The following is a 17,951-nucleotide window of genomic DNA, read 5'->3' as shown; positions in this document are numbered from 1 at the left end:
CCGCCTGACTTTCCGAAGGGTGGAGCAGGGCTTCAGCCCTGCATTTATGCGGCAGCGAGGATTCCGGCTTCAGCCGCTGAGGGACATTCTGTGTGCACGTGCTTCCCGCCTACTCGTAGCGCAAGGCTTCGATCGGATCCAGATTGGAAGCTTTGATGGCCGGCAACATTCCGCTGATCAATCCCACCAGGGCAAGAATTATCGTTGCGATCACCAGCGTGCTGCTGTTAATGATGAGGCGGATATCGCCTGCCTCGGCGTTCTTCGCCAGGGCGCTATAAAGCGTGATCCTGCCGATGCCAAACGAAACGCCGTAGGAAAGGATCACCCCTAACACCCCTCCAGCGAAGGTGATGATCAAAGCCTCCGCCAGAAATTGAAACAGAATGTGGCCGCGGCGTGCGCCCAGCGCTTTTTCGACTCCAATTTCGGTTGTGCGCTGAGTCACCGAAACCAGCATGATATTCATCAGGCCGATGCCACCGATTCCCAGAGTGATCGTACCAATAAATGCCAGCAGGATCTTCAAACCCATCGTGATGATGTGGAATTGCGTCACTTGCTTCATGGCGTTGAAAGCCATCACCGCGCGCCGGTCATCGGCGCGGAAGCCGTGATAAAAGGAGAGGGTTTCGCGCACCGCGCGTTCCACGTTCTCATAGTCCATCACCTCATAGTCCAGCCAGATTCCGTCGAGATAACGGATATCCTTCAGGTCGCTGAACGTGGTGAAGGGGACATAAAGCTTGCGGTTGACGTCGTCGTTTCCCTCCTGCATTTTCGGCGCCGCAATGCCAACGATCTGATAACTGATGCCGTCGATACGAATTTTCTCGCCCAGGGCATATCGACCGGAGAACAGCTTAGTCTTGGCCTCTGAACCAATCACCACCACCCGGGCGCGATTCGAAATGTCTTCGTCATTGATCTGCCGCCCCTCGTCCACCGGGAGGTTCAGAATGCGATGCAATGAGGGATAGATTCCCTGCACCTCGAACTGGAATGAACGGGTGTCGTTCTGCACCGTGCAGGTCTTGAACATGATGGGAGAAATGTGCTTTACGACCGGAACGTTGTTCTGAATACGATCGACATCGTCGAGCGTCAGACGCACCTGCACCCCTGCCTTGGACCCTCCGGCCTGCAGCGAGGTTCGGCCGGGGAAGAAGCCGACGATCTTTGCGCCCCAGTTGCTGAAGATACTGTCGATGGCTCGCCCGAAGCCATCCCCGTAGGCCAGCAGCAGAACCACCGTGGCGATCCCCCAGGCCATGCCCAGCATGGTAAGAGCGGTGCGACGAGCGTTGAAGCGCATCGCAGCGTAGGCTTGGCCGAGCAGATCTTTGATCACGTCAATCCTTCCTGAGAGCTTCCACCGGCTCCAGCAGCGCTGCCTTGCGCGCCGGATAGAGGCCGGCAACAATGCCGGCCAGAGAAAGCGACGTCACGGCAAGCATGGCCGACGAAGCCACCAGTTTGGGGGTGTCGAAACCTTCGGGCGCGGGTAACAATCCCAGCGCGCCCATAATTCCTGCCGCGGCACCAATACCGATGCCGCCACTCAGCAACGTCAGAAAAGCTCCTTCCAGAAAGAACTGGGTCAGGATCACGCGATTGGTAGCGCCCAAAGCCTTGCGCAATCCGATCTCTTTGGTGCGCTCGCTGACCGAGACCAGCATGATGTTGATGATTCCGATCGCGCCCAGCGCCAGCGTCACCAGGCCGACACCCCCGAGAAACATGTTCATGGCGTCGAAGATCTTGCCCACCATCTGCTCCATCATGATGGTGTCCCAGTCCTCGAAGGCCTGCTCGTCACGCCAGTCGAACCCATGCTGGCGAGCGATGATTTTGCGCACCTCCATCTTCGCCAACTCGTGCTCATCCCGGGTGCGTGGTCGAAAATTGATGAATGAAACCGAGTTCTCCTTGTTCTCTCCCTTCAGCGGAAAATACTGGTGCATGGTGTGGTAGGGAACGAACACTCGGAAGTTTGTGGTGTTGTTTTCATTTTTTCCGACACTACTCAGCACGCCCACAACCTGAAAACGGATTCCATTCAGCAGAATGGTACTGCCCACAGCCGGACGGCCAGGAAAAAGATTGCGATTCATTTCATCCCCGATGACCGCAACCGTGTTCTTCTGCTGATCGTCGAGCTCGTTCAACCACCGTCCCGTATCCATCGGCAGATAACGAATATCGGCAAAGTTCGGTGTGGTTCCAGTGACCTGCCCGTTGGTGTTGTTGAAATCGCTTACCACCCGAATATCCGACCGCATCAGGACGGGAGCTACATCCCGGATGTATTTGGCCTCGTTGCGGATGGCCACGTAGTCATCGAACGTCAACATGTAAGGCCTCATCCCGGTGTGACTGCCGGGCGCTGCCGGGACCCTGCCGGGGAAAATGAACATGATGTTCTGGCCCATGGTCGAGAGCTGCTTGCGTTGTCCGGCGCGAAAACCCTCTCCTAAGCCGACCAGCAGCAGCAGCGATCCAACTCCCCAGGCAATCCCGAACATCGTCAAAAAAGAGCGCATTTTGTGCGCCCATAGCGTGCGCAGGGTCTGCCCGAAGATGTCCACCAGCATTCGCATTGCTAACTAGTTACGGATTTTGAACGAAATTTGTTCTGTGAGTCGCTGCCTCTATTCTAGAAGACGCCTGAGCACATAATTCTTAAACAACCACTTATTCCGCGTTTCAATACTCTTGGATCGATTTCGGGAACGGCCTCCCCGCAAACCAGCGAAGCCCACGCCTCGGCGGAAAGGCGTTGCAATAGCCTGTTCTTCCCAATGCTGCCAATTAACGGTGGGAATTCTCCTCCAAATCCCTGCGGACGTGCCCCCACGGACATGACCCCCGCCGCTTAGGTAATCTGGCCCAATTCTTCAACCACTGGCACTTTAGCAGGGTACCTCCCCCGAGCACTTTTCCGCTGGAGGGTACATGTCTTTTCGTTTGTGCAAACTGAGTCAACTTTTGTTGTTTGTTTTGCTTGCAGTTGCCGTGGTAACTGCCGGGCAAAACCCCGAGCCCAGGATTCTGGGTCCGGATGGTGGTGACGTCCGCCGGCTGGCGTATGTTCCCGAAAACCCTAACCGCATCTTTCTCAGCACCAGTTCCGGACGCCTCTACGTATCCGAAGACGGTGGGCACAACTGGTCTCACTTCGCCCATCTGGGCAGCGGCTTCGACTACGTTTTGGACAGCATCGTGATCAGCCCTGCCGATTCCCGCATCATGTACGTGGCGGGCTGGAGCATCGAGCGCAACAGCGGAGAATTGTTCCGCACCAAGGATGGCGGCAAGACCTGGACCTCGCTGCCCGGAATGCAGGGCAAGTCCATCCGGTCGCTGACCATCTCCGAATCGGACCCCAACACGCTGGTGGCGGGAACCCTGGAAAACGTTTTCCGCAGCGATAATGGCGGCGATTCCTGGAAGCGAATTTCACCCGAGAACCATCCCGACATCAAGACCATCCAGTCGGTTGCCATCGACCCCAAGAACCCGGATGTCATTTATGCCGGCACCTGGCACCTGGCTTGGAAGACCAACGATGGCGGAGCCAACTGGCACAAGATTAATCGCGGCATGATCGACGACTCCGACGTGTTCTCGATCGTCGTCGACAAGAAACGGCCCAGCCTGGTTTACGCCAGCGCCTGTTCCGGTATCTACCGCAGCGAGGCCGAGGGTGAACAGTTTCAGAAGATTCAGGGCATTCCTTTCTCCGCGCGCCGCACACGCGTGCTGAAACAGGATCCCAGTGATCCTTCGATCGTCTATGCCGGCACTACCGAAGGTCTCTACAAGACCGTAGATGCCGGCCGCTCCTGGAAGCGGGTCTCTTCTTCCGCCAACCTGGTGATCAACGACGTGCTGGTCAGCCCGACGGATTCGAAAATCGTTCTGCTGGCGACGGACCGCTTGGGCGTGCTCTACAGCACCAATGGAGGCGCCACCTTCACCCCGGCGAATCACGGCTTCACCCATCGCCAGGTGAATTCGATTCTGGTGGATAACCACAATCCCAGCGTCATCTACGCCGGCCTGCTGAACGGCCAGGATTCCGGTGGCATCTTCGTTTCACGGGATGAGGGTGCGCACTGGGCGCAGATGAGCGCCGGCCTGGGCGGCCACGATGTGTTCGTCGTACGTCAGGACAGCAAAGGCAACCTGTTCGCCGCGACCAACGGCGGCTTGTTCCACTTCAGCGAAAAGAGCCACATCTGGATGAAGGTGCCGCTGGTGCATGGCAACCTGCATGTCCCGGATGTCTCGCTTGAGGGCAACCACTGGTTCGCGGCGACCTCACTGGGTCTCTTCCGCAGCCAGAACTCTGGAGCCACCTGGATGCTGCAGACCGGTGTGCCGCACGAGGATTTCATTGCGGTTCACCGCAGCGGCGAGAGGATCGCGGCCATCACCCACACCAAGCTGTTCGTCTCCGAGGACAACGGAACGAAATGGCAGCAGGCGCGCATTCCGTTGGTGGCGTTTGTCAGCGGCATGACCATGGATGCCAAGGGCGCCATCTGGCTCAACAGCCCGCAAGGTGTGTACCGCCAAGAAGCTGGGCATGACTGGGCCTTGGTGCCATCAACCCCTGATGGGAAGATTGCCTCATTGGTTTTCGATTCTCATGCCAACAGTGTGCTGGCGATAACCAACACGGCTCATGCAGTGTACGCCTCTGCCGATGGAACCAAGTGGCAGAAAGTCCAGCAGATCGGCTTGCCGATTCGCACTGTAACCCTGTCCAACGGCCACTTGCTGGCGGCAACCTCGTTTGACGGCGTTGTTTCTGTGAACGTCGCCGACAAGTACCAGGGTTCCAGCCCGGTGCAGTCGGGCGGCGGAAATTAGCTGGTGCTGGAAATCAGAGACCGGCGGTCTCCGCCGGTCTCGCTCCACCCTCAGCCTTCGATGAGGAACAGGTCGTAGCAATGGCAACCGAAGTGGTAGGAGCGCATACGGGTTTTACCAACACACGTCGTTGGCCGCGTTACAAACTCAATGTGCCTTTGCGGGTGATCGTACAGACGGATGAGAAAGTGCGTATCGTTGAGGGACGCGGCACAGAACTGAATGAGGGTGGGATGGCAATGTTTGCCGGTGTCGAACTCAAAGATGGCCATGTGGTGGAGGTAGAGTTCACGCCGCCTTATTCCGGACCGGTCCGTGTACGTTGCGAGATTCGCGACCGCAGTGGCTATAACTACGGCGTGGAGTTTCTGCGGGAAAATCCAGACGATTGCATGAAAGTCGAGCAGATTCGCGCCGCCCTGCAAGGTTTTGGCTCCGCCATCGTGTGATCACCAGGTGGTCCACACGTTGATCACCTCTTGCTACTTCAAACTTCACACTTCGTACTTCGTACTGCAGCTCAGGCACCCTTCTTCCGCTCCAAACGCACCCGCTCCAGATATCGCCCGCTCTTCACATCCACTCGCACCAGCTCACCGCGCGCGATGAACAGCGGAACGTGAATCTGCACTCCATTCTCCAGCCTCGCCTCCTTCCAGGTATTGTCCTGGCCGGTGTGAACAGGGTCGGCAGTATCCGCAATACGGATTTCCACCACCTCGGGTAAAACCACGCGAATCGGACGTCCCTCGAAGAACTCCACAGGGACGGTCGTGCCGGCCTGCAGAAAGCTCTGCGCCTCGCCCAGCGCACGCCGCGGAACCTCCACCTGCTCGAACGATTGGGGATGCATGAAGATGCAGTTCTCGTCGTCGCTGTACAGGAACTCCATATTCTGGCGATCAACTTCGAGTTCTTCCAAACGCTCCTCGGGACGAAAGTGAGAATCCCAAAAGCGCCCGCTGATCAGGTTGCGCAACTTCGTCTTAACTACTCCGCCCAGTTGGCCACCGCCGGCCTTGGCCGCGCTTTCCAGCACTTCGTAGATCTGTCCTTCGATGCGCACTGCCATGCCCGGCCGAAGTTGCGATGCCGTGATCATACGGGCCTCCTCAGATGGATAAATTTTAGGAGGGCGCCACTACCAGGTTGTTCTTGACGGAGAAAACCCCGGAAACGCCGTTAGCACGGATTCCGGCAGTGTTTTTGTCCGCCTGGTTGTCCACCACCCCTTCCAGGCTGACGTGGCCATTCTTGACGATGATACGGATGGGCTTGATGGTCCCCATATCGTATTTCTGCAAGGACGGGTAGAAGTAGATAGCGCGAAACAGCTGGCGGCGTAACCTGTCATCGTTCGGCGATGTGGGCAGAACCTCAATCTGGTTATCAACGTTCTCCACCCCTTCTATCCCCTTTACTACCTTTTCCGCGTCGCTTTTGAGCGTAGGGCGGCTCACCTGCCCATAGAGCGTCACGTTGTAACCTTGAACTTTGTAAGCGATGTTATCGAAGACACCGAAATACGGCAGCATCAGGATCTCGTGTCGGACCTCTTTCGTAATGCGCGCCTCTGCCTTCGGCGAAACGTCGCGTTGTTGTGCCAGAGCAGGAAGAATAATCACCAGCAGCGCCGCGGCGATAAGCAGTCTGTATCGCATCTTCCGTCGTCCTCCGTTACTTGAGATAGCGAAATGTCGCTGGGAAACACCGTGCACCGCTCCCAGGGCTGTGCGGCGCGAGCTTCCCCACCCCAGGCGGGCAGAAAGTATACTGCTCCACCTCAGCGGCGGTGAAGTTTTGGAATTTGGAAGCGCAGATTTGCCTGGAAGCACTACAATCATTCACGCGCGCTAAGATCGTCACCTGGTCTCCTCGTCATCCTGCCTGCCGGAGGCTGCATATGGTGGAACTTAAGACACTGATTTCCGCCTGGCTGGCGCCACTCTTCGTGCTCGTTGTTGTGGCAGCTTTTGTCTTAGCGGCTCTTGCGATCTTTCTTGGCCCCGCGCAGTGAGATTGCGCACGCCCATTTTCACCTGTCATCCTGAGCTAGGACGGGGCACACCGGCCCCAGTCCGAGTCGAAGCACCTCGCGTTTTGCTTTCTACCCGAGAACTGCCAACCGGAGCAGTGTTCCCCGCTTGCTTCATTGCTGTGCTCCGCCGGTTCTCAGCTGGTCTCCCGGTCTCGGCATCGCTCCTGCTTCCCGCTCTTCCATCTTTTCCAGGAGCGGCCTCAGTTCCAGATTGCGAATCAGGCGGTGGAGATAGTTGGGATGCAGGCCTAGCAGCCGCGCAGCTTCTGTGAAGTTACCTCCAGCCTTGTCTACCGCTTTAAGGATCAAATCCTTCTTCAGCCGGGTGACGGATTCGTGATAACCAAGGCCGCAAGGAGTGCCGCTGGTAGCCGGAGCATTCTCCAGCAACTCCTCCGGAAGGTCTTCCGCCAGGATCATCGGTGTGGAGCCGAGCACGACGGCGCGCTCGATCACGTTTTGCAACTCCCGCACATTCCCCGGCCAGGAATACCGCGCCAGCGCTTCTATTGCCTCACGTGAAATTCCCTGTACCTGACGCTTGCATCTCTCGGCATACAACTTGCGGAAGTGATCCGCCAACAGCGGCAGGTCTTCCTGGCGCTGCCTCAAAGCCGGCATGTTGATGGTGATCACCTTGATGCGATAGAAGAGATCTTGCCGAAACTTCCCCGCAGCCACAGCGACGGCGAGATCGCAATTGCTGGCAGCGATCAGGCGTACATTAACCTTGATGGGCTTGGTTCCTCCGACTCTTGTGAGTTCGCGCTCCTGCAACACCCGCAACAGCTTGGCCTGAAGACCGAGGGCCATCTCGGAAATTTCATCCAGAAACACCGTGCCGTCGTGAGCGGCCTCCATCAATCCTTTCTTTTGCGCGACTGCCCCGGTGAAAGCGCCCTTCTCATATCCAAATAATTCGCTCTCCAGCAATGTCTCAGTCAATGCGGCGCAGTTGATGGCCACAAAGGGCTCATCCGCGCGCGGGCTGTTGCGATGGATGGCGCGGGCCGCCAGCTCTTTTCCGGTCCCACTCTCGCCGGAAATCAGCACCGATGAGTCAGTGCCGGCGACCTTTGAGATCGCGCGATACACCTCCTGCATGCGCGGGCTGTCCCCGATCATGTTGTGCTCGAGATCCGCCAATTCCCGCAATTGCTGATTTTCAGTTTCCAGAGTTTCGATTCGCCGCAGACTCTCGATCGCTAAAGCGGCCACGCCCGCTATCGCGCTCAGCAGCTCCAGGTGACCGTCATCGAAGCCGGCGGCCGGATGGGAGGAGTCCAGATAGATCAGCCCCATCACCCGCTCCCCAACCATGAGCGGAACGCACATGACTGAAACCACTTGCCTTTCCGCGAGGCTGGTGACCTTCGAATATTCGCCGTTCAGAATCTTGTTGGCGAGCACCGGGGCATGATTTCGGATCACCTGCTGCGCGATCGTGCGGCTGACATGGACCGGTTCAGCAGGTCCCAGCATTTTGTTCCAGGCTACGACAGACTCGTACTCGCCTTCTATGCCGGAAAGCAGCAAGATCGCGCCCCGGTCCGCCGGTACCAGGTCGAAAATCATTCCCAGCAGTTGCCACTCGAGAGATTCAAGATCGCGGATGGCATTGATGCGGCTCGCGATTTTGACCAGAGCGCCTAATTCACGCGATGTACGGACCGCAGCTATCGTGCTCGGTTGCAATGCAGACGTCTCGTCCATCTCAACTTCCGCGCTGGGCACGCGGAGCTTGGGACCAAACTCCTCCGGCAGGCTGTGCGTAGAGTCCACTTCCCCTATGGCAGCGACAAACACACAAGGCCCGACTGAGATCTGATCGCCATTCTGCAAAATGCAACGTTGAGTCCGCGCCCCATTCACCAGAGTCCCGTTATGGCTGTTGAGATCGAGAAGAACGAAATCCTGGTTATCGCGCTGTATCTTGCAATGCCGGCGGGATATCTGAGGATCGGCAATAGCAATGGTGTTTTCCGCGTCGCGCCCCAGACTGGCTTCAGTATCGACTGTGAATGTCTGGTTCCACACCGGTCCGGCAATCCCGATTAATTTGGCCTGCAACGGCATAGCGGCACTACCTTTAGCACACTCATGATCGCCTGTATATGGTACCGGGAACCAGCCACGCGGGCGCAATCAGTTCTATCAGACCGGCCCCTCCCTATCTTCTCAGATAGTGCACTATCCGTTTCGCGAGCCTTTTCAGGCTTGAATGCCGAGCCAATCCGCGCGTCAAAAATTGGTCTCCCACTCCTTAAGACATTCTGTTGATTGATCTTCGCCTTTCCCCCAAACGCCGGCGCGCAGGCGTTCAGGGTTTGGCTACCCACCTGCTCTATCTCAGGGCGTTCAGGGTAGAAGGCCCTGGGCCGGATCGAGAGCGACGGAAGACGGGAATGAGCTTCCTCCGCTGCTACGACGGCCACCGAAAGGATGAGGAGGAGTTATGAAAAAGCACACTCTGCTGACGCTGCTGGCCTGTGGCCTGGTGACCCTGTTGAGTGTTTCGACCGGGTTTGCGCAGATCACTCACTCTGCCAAGGCCAATATCCCGTTCGATTTCACCGTTGGTGACAAGAACCTGTCGGCTGGTCCTTACGTGGTAAGCGCGCCGTCGCAGGGTATCCTGTGGGTTGCCAACACTCAAGAAAATGACCGCGCCGGAATCACCACCCATGCCCTCTACGATGACGCTACTGGGCAATCGAAGCTGGTGTTCCACAAGGTTGGCGAGCGCTATTTCCTGTCCCAGGTCTGGATGGACAATGGCGGAACCCAGCTCCCCATGAGCCGCGAGGAAAAGGGACTGCTGGCGAAGAATGGCAAAGGCTCGAGCTATGCAGTGATGACGGTGGCCCTGTCTGCGATCCGGTAACCGGACCCAACCCAGACGCACCGGACATCAAAGACCCGAACCTAGCGTTCGGGTCTTTTCTTTTTTCTTCAAAATCTTTCCCTTCAAAGGCTGCCGATGTGAACGCCTTTTCACGTTCAGCGTAGGGCGACATGAAACTATCCTTCCCCCGGACTGGAGTTACTGCCTTCGGTCCCCGCGGAGTGGTTGCACTTTGACCTTGACGTTGTATTTTCCGTTCGCCTCCACCCGGATGCTCTCTCCCTGGTCCAGGTAAGGACGAACCACATCAAGCTTGGTCCATTCCAGATCCCAACCGTTCTCAATCGCCAATACGGTGTACTTGCCCGGGACAACCGAGCCCAGGGTAAAGGTGCCGTCGCTGTCGCTCTGATCGCGGCGAAAAAGCGGGCCATGATTCTCCGGATCGTGGGGAATCAGCACCACCATGACGCCTCCCTGCGGCTTATCGTCACGCATAACGACGCCATCGATGCGGCCCACGCCCTTTGATAACACCAATGCCAGTTGGACATTCTCCGAGCTGCCAATCTCGATGGCCCTGCCCCGCACCTTGGCGCCAGTTGCAGTCAAGCTCTTCAAGAACCATCCCTGAGGGTTGGGAAGGAAAATCTCATATACCCCCGGCGGCAAGGGTTGAAATTCCACTTGTCCGTTTGGCGAAATCGGGCTGCCAAACCGTCCCTGCGTCAGCTTGGGATTTGTCAGGCCAACAACTAACTGTGGCGGTGAATCACCTTCAAAAGACACCGTCCCGCTGACGCTCACCGATGGCGAACTCTCCGCCGCATCCACTTCAGCATTGCTTGAGATATCGACCTCGCGCTGGCGCACAGTGGGCGGAGCATTCGGATTGAAAGACTGCAGCGACATCACGAAGTGCCCAGGAGGAATGCCGGAAATCTCAGTCTCGCCATTTCCCAGTCCTCTCGTTCCGTTCGTCATCACCTGAACTTCGAACCCATCAAAGAGAATCTGTTTGAGGCCGGGCGAAACAGGCTGCGAAGGATCAGAGGCGCTTTGGTGTACTCGCAGAGAAAGGCCCGGCACTGGCGTGAGAGCTATATCTGCTGATACCCGTGCTCCGGGGCTGAGGACGATTGGCGTCGCCGCCGAGGAATCGGTCGTGTTGTTGTAGTACGTGATGGGATAGGCAACGTTGAGACTGGAGTTCGGGTCAGGCTCTTCACCCCCACTTGTTTGTATCGCCCCGGTAGCGTCCCGCCAACGCCTGATCCCTCGCTGTGGGATAAATTGCGCATACCAGGGACGACCCGAAACCGCGATAAAGAACTTTCCCGGCGTGAGATGGCCGAAATGGTAATAGCCTCGGTCGTCCGTGTTGTTCTGCATGGAGATGTGCGTGCTCTGATGTCCATTCTCTGATCCGGAGTGAAACAGCATCACCTGAGCGTTGCGCACCGGGTCACCATGTTCATCCGTCACGACACCTGAAATTGAACCATCGGGGCGCAGGCGAAAGATCAAGCCTGTCGATTCAAGGTCAGGCCCAACCGCGATTGCCGTCGAAAATGCGCCTTCATGTTCTTCATAAAATTGACGCCGGAATCCTCGCCGTTCCGCCATCAGCGAATACTTGCCCGGCGCCAGATTCTCAAACAGGAATCCTCCATCTCTCCCGCTGAGCACGCTCTGGGAAACATTGGGAGACGAAGCCGGCGCGATTGTTACTTCTGTCTGCCCCAGCGGATCGCCACCTATCGCGTTCACGACTCTGCCGCCGATCTGAAATGACTGGCGCGCCGGAACCGGCTTCTGCTGGCCCGCGCAGATTCCGACGGCAAAAACGACCAGAGAGACGGCACAACCGAACCGCTTCACGGCTCACCTCGGTGGATCAGTTCCAGGTGGACACTGGCGCGGTCGTTCGCCTGCAGCGTGATCCGCGCAGATTTCGGAAAATACTCGCGCATGACGTCCGCGTTCATGTACTCCAGTCCGCTGATGTCATCGAACGCGAAGACGCGGTAATCACCCGGCGCAAGTCCGCCAAATCGGCCAACATCACCCATTCGGGCGTTACGGAGCTGCGGAGGAGCTAAACGACGGTCGGGAACGATCAGCACCGTCCCCTGGGTTTCTGATTCGTCAGACTGCAGACTCACATCCAGTGATGCGGCATCGTCGCGCACGACGACCTCCAGCGGCTGCGATGCCCCCGGATAAATCACCAAATCTTCATGCGCGAGATCGGTTCCTCCAAACTGCGCCGAGGCCACATACCAGGGACCATTGGGCGTGATTTCCACCCGGTATTTCCCCGGCTCAGCATCCGCCAAGACAAACGGGGAGGTTTCCGGAGGACCATTAAAACGCGCGAACACGTCGGAATTCCGGCGGTCCAGAGACAAGAGCCGGACCGACACCAGCTGAGCTTGTCTCAACTTGGCCGAAACCCCCTCCGGACGCTCCTGGGAGTTAGTGAATTCCTGCCGCACTACAACCGGAATCATCGGGGCAGGCTGAAGCACCAGGTGGACATTACTGACGTCTCCTCGGATCTGCAGCGGCAACTCCGCCAGAAGCGACTGCCCAGGGTCGTGAGACCACCGGCCGGAAGGACGCGAGGCGAACGCCCGAAGGATATAACTGCCTGCCGGGACCATGCTGGCTTCGAACGCGCCGCTAGGGGGATCTAAGTTGATGTCCATTGGAACCTCATCTCCCGACGGAGTTTTCAACTGCAGGCTTACTCCCTGCCCCAAATCGTAACCGGAAATTCTTCCTGAGACGCGAAAGGTCCGTTCGATTTGAAGCGACAGGCTGACGTCAGCCCTTGCGCCCGGCTGAATCACAATAGGCGTCGCCGATGCCAGATCCGGAGCGGCCGAATAAAACACCGGCGCGTAACCCTCATCCGACTGGCGAGGCTGTCTTCCCCGCACAACGCGCTTTGGCTGTGGCCGTGCTGAAAGAAAATAAGTTCCCGGCAGAAGGTTAGCTATACGGAACTCGCCATCTTCATTGCTGGTGGTCGCCTGCCCGAACTCCCACTGCCGCCGCCCATTCATGATTTGCTGAAAATGTGGCACCAGCGTCACGCCTTCCACTGGCTCCCCGTCGGTTCCGGTAACAACCCCGGAAACGACCCCCTCGGGGAGCAGCTTGAGAATGACTGGTTGCGTGTCGGGTCCTAACTTTACGGTCTTGTCTTGACGCCACGACCCACCGCTCCGGTCGGCTCGTTCTTGTGCATTGAAAAACCCCGGTTTGCGGGCGTATGGCGTTACCTCGGCTGCCGGAAGCCCCTCAAATCGAAACTCCCCCTCCGGTCCCGTCAACTGCGCTCGATCCATCACCTGCACCAATGCATACGGAACGCCGTCTCCCGTGACGGAGTTAATCACCGTCCCGCTGAGCGTGTAGCTGGCCGCAGGCGGACCGCCCGGGCCCCCCGCCAAATACACTTGCCCGGAAGCACGCGGCAGCATCGCGACGAAAAGAAACAGCATTAGCGCCGTTTTAGTCAGCCCAGAAGGGCGGCTCCGCAGGCTATCCCTCCCTGGCGGTGCAATGCCATTCGAAGCCCTTCCGGCTGGCAAGTGTGGCCTCCAAAAACACGAAGCGAGGGAAAAATGTTGGACAGTTCCTCGATTTTACGAGTGCTGAACACTCATATTGATTGCAAGTTTGTAAAATTCCGCTTTCTGGAACCCGCTGGAGTCATCTTCCAGTTCGTCGCCAGAAACTAGCTCGATATAGCTTTTGACAACTAAGACGCAAAAAGTGTTCCCTGCATGCTCCAGCTTCTTTGGCATTCGGCATCACAGCAGGCACAACTGGCAATCTTTCGGAGGACCGCAATGGATGTTTTCCGCCGCTCTATGACTGGGCATTGGCTGATCATCGCTCTAGCCATTCAATGCTTCTTACCCGCCTGGGCTCAGCAACAGGACTATTCGAAGTCAGTCCCAATTTTCCCCAACGTGCTCAAGCCCTACTCGCCACGGCACGTACCGGAACCCAATTTTGCCAACACGGCGCGCATCGATCAGGTGCTCAAAGACGGCAAGATGATGCTCTCTCTCAACGATGCCATTGCCCTCGCTCTGGAGAATAACCTCGACTTGGTCATCGCCCGTTACAACCTGCCGATCGCCGACACTGATATTCTGCGCGCACACTCCGGCGCCAACGTTCGCGGTGTGAACACCGGGATTGTTTCCGGCACTCCTGGCGGAGGTGTCGGCTCGATCGGCAATGCCGGAGCAACCGGCGGTGGCGCTGGCGGAACTGCCGCCGCTGCCGGCGGCGCAGGCACCGGAACCGCGGGAATCGTGTCCTCCACCCTGGGCGTGGGACCGCCCATCGACTCGTTCGATCCCCTGGTCAGCGCTGCGCTGGGCATCCAACACACAGATACCCCAGAGTCCAACACGGTGTTCACTGGCGTGCCTTCTTTTCAGCAGAATACCGGGTCCGGTAACTTCACCTATACCCAGGGCTTCGCCAGCGGGACACTGTTAACCGTCAATTTCAACAATTCACGCGTCACTACCAACAGCACCCGTACCTTCCTGGTACCGCAGTTGAATTCCAACTTCCTGGTTCAGTTCCGCCAGCACTTGCTGCAGGGTTTCGGCATGGCCCCTAATAAGCGTTTCATCGTGATCGCCCGCAACAACCGCGAAATCTCCGACATCGCTTTTCGTCAGCAGGTGATCTTCACCGTCACCCAGATCGAGAACCTCTACTGGAACCTGGTAAGTGCGTACGAGGACCTGCAAGCCAAAGAGCGCGCTTTGAAGCTGGCAAGTGAACTGGAGACCAACAATCGCCGCCAGGTGAAGGCGGGGACGTTGGCAGCGATTGAGATCGTCAATGCGCAGGCACAGGTAGCGAGCAGCCGGCAGGCGCTGATTGCTTCGCAAACTAATCTGCAGTTGCAGCAACTCCTGATGAAGAACGCCATCACCAGGAACGCGGCGGATCCGGTACTGGCGGCAGCCCCGGTCATCCCTACCGATCGCATGGAACTCCCGCCCAGCGAAGAAGTAGTACCCATTCAGGATCTGATCAACGAAGCCCTCCAGCGGCGGCCGGAACTGGCGCAGTCACGGGTCGATTTGACCAATCGCGCCATCAGTAAGAATTCCGCGCGCAACGCAATGTTTCCCGCCGTGGATTTCGTCGCCAACTATGGGGGCACAGGCCTGGGCGGACTTCAGAATCCCAACTTTATCTCTGCGACAACTCCGCCGGCATCTGTCTCCAACAGCGGCTTTTGGGACGCAGTCAGCTCGGTCGCGGATCATCCCACCTACTTTGTGGGATTCAATGTCAACATTCCCATTCGCAACCGCGCCGCGCAAGCCGACCAGGTGCGCTCGGAACTGGAATATCGCCAGGCTCAGGCTCGTTTGCAGCAACTGCAGAATGCGATTGGCATTGACGTTCGCAATGCCCAATTCGCTGTGCAACAAAACCGGGCGCAGGTGGAAGCTGCCATCAGCGGACGCGAGTACGCGTACCAGAGTCTGGTGGCGGAAGAAAAGAAGCTGCAGTTCGGCACCAGCACGACCTATAACGTGCTGCAGACCATGACCAATCTGGCTACGGCGGAATCCAATCTGGTCAACGCCATGACTGCTTACGAAGAGTCCAAAGTTCAGCTCGACGTGGTCACTGGACTTACACTGGAGCACCTCGGCATCGATATGGGGGAATCGGAGAGCGGTAAAGTCACGCATCTGCCGCACGTGCCCAACGTTGTACCCTCAGAGAACGCGACCATCAAGCCGATCGCGCCGGCGCCGATGCCCGCTCCCGCACCGCCCCAGGTTCCGCAGACTCAACCCTTGCCGCAGACCTACCCTCCCTTGCAGCCGCCACCGCAGGCTCAGCCTCAGGACCAGCCCAAGCCGCCGGGCCAGTGATCTAGCCGGGAGGTGTGATCCAGGAATGTCAAAGTCGAGCGCACGCTTCACAAGAAATGAACCATGCGAATTATGACTCCCGCGATCACCCCTCCCATAAGCGGTCCTGCAACAGGAATGAGCGCATAGCCCCAATCGGAATCACCTTTGTTCGCAATGGGCCAGACAGCATGCGCGATTCTCGGGCCCAGGTCTCGCGCGGGATTGATCGCGTATCCCGTCGTGCCACCCAGCGACAGACCGATGCCCCACACTAGGCTCGCCACCAGGTACGGTCCCAAACCAGCGACAGGTCCAGTTTCTGCCACGCCTTTCGAGAAGATCGCTCCTGCCACCAGGACCAGCACAAACGTCCCTATGATTTCACTGGCGAGATTAGTTGCCGGATTCCTGATAGCTGGACTTGTACAAAAGCAGGCGCGCTTCAATTCTGGATCGGCAGTTTCTTGCCAATGCGGAAAAAAATGCAGCCACACCAGGGTGGCGCCAACAAAAGCGCCGAGAATCTCCGCTCCCGCGTAAGGCACGACCTTGCCGAAATTCCCCGAGTTGATGGCGAAACCCAGAGCAACTGCCGGATTCAGATATGCGTCGCTGCTGCCGCAGGCCACTGCCGTGAAGATCCCGGCCATCACCGCAAACGCCCAACCGCTGGTGATCACCATCCAGCCCGAGCCCTCCGCCTTGGAACGCTTCAACAGCACATTGGCCACGACTCCGTCGCCCAACACGATCAGCACGAGCGTTCCCATGAACTCCCCAAACAATGGTGAAGACATTGGCGTCACCCCCTCCGGCGGGCATGGCGGAGTGCGCACTCTAGCATACGTTTGCCTCTGCGCCGCAATCTGCGGTCGCCGCTGGCTGAGATCAGCTTGGAATTCTCAGATTTCTGGGAGGGGAGTTGGCAACTGTAACCTGGAGAGATCAGAGTAGTGACTGTTCATCGCCTAGCCCGGTAACGTTCCTGGCTGACTCGCGCATGGCATCGCGAGTACGGTCATTGCTGAGCGATCGAACATTCAAAAGAACCGTCAAAGCCCCTATCACACCCACCATCCTAAGCAGAGCCAGGTAGCCCATGGAAATCTCCTTTCAACAAAATGCCGCGGCAAAATCAGGTGCGGGAGGAAGCGCCACGGACGCTTCCCCGCACGCAAAAAACATGCTCATTGGCCGCCGCTGGGTGCCGCTGCCTGGGTAAACACCAGTGAGCGATTCTTTAAATCGATCGCATTGATGACGCGGGAAGAGTCATCGTTTCCTGTGGTTTCAATTGCACCGTAATACGGGTTGGATTGCTGCACCAGCTTTGCCGGTGCCGTGGCAACCGTGTTCTTGCCTTGCAGGAAGCTGACCTGAACGTCCGGCCCCGTGCCATCCCACTCTACTTTGTAGTCGCCCGGCTTGAGCTGTGTGTCACCAACCTTCGCAGTGTTGGGAATGTTCACGCTCGCGCTATTCTTACCCGCCGCCATCGAAACTGCAGTCAGCGCAAAGACCAGTGTCAGCAGCACAGTTATCTGAGCAAATTTTGTTTTCATGCCATCTCCTATTTTCATTGATCTCCACTTCGTTAGATGCCCTTGGCCATCCCAATTGGGGCTTGTCTGATGAAGGAACAACCCCACACCACTCATCCCTGCAAGCCGACGGCCAATGAGAGCGGTGAATCAGAGCGCTGGACTGATGCTTGAAAATCAACCAGATATGACGCCTTAATCAGAGACAGTGCACAGTCACTGCCGATCATGTGTCGAAAAATCGACAGGCTTCGACGGCCCGTTGTCACAACCAGCTGCCCATCGACAGTTCGCTGCAGAAAAATTTTCGTTCTCACTCGCAGCCCGACTTGGCTTCCGCGAATTCCAGTTGCAATGCCTCGTCAATTTCCTCGACCTCTTTCCTGGTCAGGCGGAAATCTGCTGCTCCCACAATTCCTGACACTTGCTTTGGATTCCGCACCCCTACGATCGCAGCCGTAACGGCGCGGTTTCGCAATGTCCAGGCAATCGCTACCTCACCGGCGGTGCGGCCGTAACGACCGCCAATATCGCGCAACAAGCACGCCAAACGTAGATTGCGGGTCAGGAGAGGTTCCTGAAAATTCGGGTCGCGGCGGCGCCAGTCATCTGCCGCAAATCGCGACACCCGCTCTCGCGTCATGGCGCCACTCAACAGGCCGGAATACATGGGCGAATAAACGATCACTCCGATATTGTTCCTCTCCGCATACGGGAGAATCTCATCCTCT

15 protein-coding genes are annotated in these 17,951 nt (G+C 57.5%); 4 read left to right on the top strand and 11 right to left on the bottom strand.

Going from position 1 to position 17,951, the window contains the following annotated elements; genetic code table 11:
* Window positions 1-109: 109 nt before the first annotated feature.
* Together VEG30_04210 and VEG30_04205 are read right to left on the bottom strand one after the other, a co-directional pair.
* Window positions 110-1,351 carry an ABC transporter permease gene (locus VEG30_04210; protein HXZ79109.1) on the bottom strand — a complete coding sequence of 414 codons (1,242 nt, stop codon included), beginning with the start codon at window positions 1,349-1,351 and terminating at the stop codon, window positions 110-112.
* 1 nt (window position 1,352) lies between these two features.
* Entirely contained in the window at window positions 1,353-2,600 is a 1,248-nt protein-coding gene (locus tag VEG30_04205) for an ABC transporter permease (protein ID HXZ79108.1), read from the bottom strand.
* A gap of 355 nt (window positions 2,601-2,955) precedes the next feature.
* On the opposite strand from VEG30_04205, the gene VEG30_04200 reads away from it, so the two are divergent.
* A complete protein-coding gene (locus VEG30_04200; GenBank protein ID HXZ79107.1) occupies window positions 2,956-4,878 on the top strand; it encodes a YCF48-related protein in 1,923 nt (640 codons plus the stop codon).
* 80 nt (window positions 4,879-4,958) lie between these two features.
* The gene (locus tag VEG30_04195) at window positions 4,959-5,327 is read left to right on the top strand and encodes a PilZ domain-containing protein (GenBank protein ID HXZ79106.1); all 369 of its coding nucleotides are present in this window, start codon (window positions 4,959-4,961) and stop codon (window positions 5,325-5,327) included.
* Window positions 5,328-5,398: 71 nt separating this feature from the next.
* Here the strand turns inward: VEG30_04195 and VEG30_04190 are convergent, their stop codons facing one another.
* From VEG30_04190 to VEG30_04180, 3 genes are all read right to left on the bottom strand, one after another.
* Entirely contained in the window at window positions 5,399-5,980 is a 582-nt protein-coding gene (locus VEG30_04190; protein HXZ79105.1) for an elongation factor P, read from the bottom strand.
* 25 nt (window positions 5,981-6,005) lie between these two features.
* The gene (locus VEG30_04185) at window positions 6,006-6,539 is read right to left on the bottom strand and encodes a BON domain-containing protein (protein HXZ79104.1); all 534 of its coding nucleotides are present in this window, start codon (window positions 6,537-6,539) and stop codon (window positions 6,006-6,008) included.
* Window positions 6,540-7,027: 488 nt separating this feature from the next.
* Complete coding sequence (locus VEG30_04180) at window positions 7,028-8,992, bottom strand: sigma 54-interacting transcriptional regulator (GenBank protein ID HXZ79103.1); 1,965 nt, start codon at window positions 8,990-8,992, stop codon at window positions 7,028-7,030.
* A 379-nt stretch (window positions 8,993-9,371) separates the two neighbouring features.
* On the opposite strand from VEG30_04180, the gene VEG30_04175 reads away from it, so the two are divergent.
* Window positions 9,372-9,800, top strand: coding sequence for a hypothetical protein (locus VEG30_04175; protein HXZ79102.1), 429 nt, complete (start codon window positions 9,372-9,374; stop codon window positions 9,798-9,800).
* Between the two features lie 159 nt (window positions 9,801-9,959).
* On the opposite strand, the gene VEG30_04170 is transcribed toward VEG30_04175, so the two are convergent.
* On the bottom strand, window positions 9,960-11,642 hold the full coding sequence (locus VEG30_04170) for a carboxypeptidase-like regulatory domain-containing protein (protein HXZ79101.1): 1,683 nt from the start codon (window positions 11,640-11,642) through the stop codon (window positions 9,960-9,962).
* Window positions 11,639-13,273: a carboxypeptidase-like regulatory domain-containing protein gene (locus VEG30_04165; GenBank protein HXZ79100.1), complete on the bottom strand. Its 1,635-nt coding sequence runs from the start codon at window positions 13,271-13,273 to the stop codon at window positions 11,639-11,641. Before VEG30_04165 ends, VEG30_04170 begins: the two co-directional genes overlap by 4 nt.
* Before the next feature lie 351 nt (window positions 13,274-13,624).
* On the opposite strand from VEG30_04165, the gene VEG30_04160 reads away from it, so the two are divergent.
* Window positions 13,625-15,697 (top strand): TolC family protein, encoded by a 2,073-nt coding sequence (locus VEG30_04160; GenBank protein HXZ79099.1) that lies wholly within the window; start codon window positions 13,625-13,627, stop codon window positions 15,695-15,697.
* Window positions 15,698-15,744: 47 nt separating this feature from the next.
* Here the strand turns inward: VEG30_04160 and VEG30_04155 are convergent, their stop codons facing one another.
* From VEG30_04155 to VEG30_04140, 4 genes are all read right to left on the bottom strand, one after another.
* The gene (locus tag VEG30_04155) at window positions 15,745-16,476 is read right to left on the bottom strand and encodes an MIP/aquaporin family protein (protein ID HXZ79098.1); all 732 of its coding nucleotides are present in this window, start codon (window positions 16,474-16,476) and stop codon (window positions 15,745-15,747) included.
* Between the two features lie 148 nt (window positions 16,477-16,624).
* On the bottom strand, window positions 16,625-16,780 hold the full coding sequence (locus VEG30_04150; GenBank protein HXZ79097.1) for a hypothetical protein: 156 nt from the start codon (window positions 16,778-16,780) through the stop codon (window positions 16,625-16,627).
* A gap of 86 nt (window positions 16,781-16,866) precedes the next feature.
* Window positions 16,867-17,241, bottom strand: coding sequence for a hypothetical protein (locus VEG30_04145; GenBank protein HXZ79096.1), 375 nt, complete (start codon window positions 17,239-17,241; stop codon window positions 16,867-16,869).
* A 292-nt stretch (window positions 17,242-17,533) separates the two neighbouring features.
* A partial coding sequence (locus VEG30_04140; GenBank protein HXZ79095.1) for an aldo/keto reductase occupies window positions 17,534-17,951 on the bottom strand: 418 nt, incomplete at its 5' end.

The organism is Terriglobales bacterium, from assembly GCA_035624455.1.
Classification (GTDB): domain Bacteria; phylum Acidobacteriota; class Terriglobia; order Terriglobales; family Acidobacteriaceae; genus DASPRM01.
Note: the sequence above shows the minus strand (reverse complement) of the source record. Positions and strands in the feature narration are given on the sequence as shown.

What these genes read in the sequence shown, in the direction of transcription:
- VEG30_04145 (HXZ79096.1), bottom strand. Translation starts at nt 17,241, where the DNA reads ATGAAAACAAAATTTGCTCAGATAACTGTGCTGCTGACACTGGTCTTT.
- VEG30_04195 (HXZ79106.1), top strand. Translation starts at nt 4,959, where the DNA reads ATGGCAACCGAAGTGGTAGGAGCGCATACGGGTTTTACCAACACACGT.
- VEG30_04180 (HXZ79103.1), bottom strand. Translation starts at nt 8,992, where the DNA reads ATGCCGTTGCAGGCCAAATTAATCGGGATTGCCGGACCGGTGTGGAAC.
- VEG30_04165 (HXZ79100.1), bottom strand. Translation starts at nt 13,273, where the DNA reads ATGCTGTTTCTTTTCGTCGCGATGCTGCCGCGTGCTTCCGGGCAAGTG.
- VEG30_04185 (HXZ79104.1), bottom strand. Translation starts at nt 6,539, where the DNA reads ATGCGATACAGACTGCTTATCGCCGCGGCGCTGCTGGTGATTATTCTT.
- VEG30_04200 (HXZ79107.1), top strand. Translation starts at nt 2,956, where the DNA reads ATGTCTTTTCGTTTGTGCAAACTGAGTCAACTTTTGTTGTTTGTTTTG.
- VEG30_04205 (HXZ79108.1), bottom strand. Translation starts at nt 2,600, where the DNA reads ATGCGAATGCTGGTGGACATCTTCGGGCAGACCCTGCGCACGCTATGG.
- VEG30_04150 (HXZ79097.1), bottom strand. Translation starts at nt 16,780, where the DNA reads ATGGGCTACCTGGCTCTGCTTAGGATGGTGGGTGTGATAGGGGCTTTG.
- VEG30_04155 (HXZ79098.1), bottom strand. Translation starts at nt 16,476, where the DNA reads ATGTCTTCACCATTGTTTGGGGAGTTCATGGGAACGCTCGTGCTGATC.
- VEG30_04160 (HXZ79099.1), top strand. Translation starts at nt 13,625, where the DNA reads ATGGATGTTTTCCGCCGCTCTATGACTGGGCATTGGCTGATCATCGCT.
- VEG30_04190 (HXZ79105.1), bottom strand. Translation starts at nt 5,980, where the DNA reads ATGATCACGGCATCGCAACTTCGGCCGGGCATGGCAGTGCGCATCGAA.
- VEG30_04175 (HXZ79102.1), top strand. Translation starts at nt 9,372, where the DNA reads ATGAAAAAGCACACTCTGCTGACGCTGCTGGCCTGTGGCCTGGTGACC.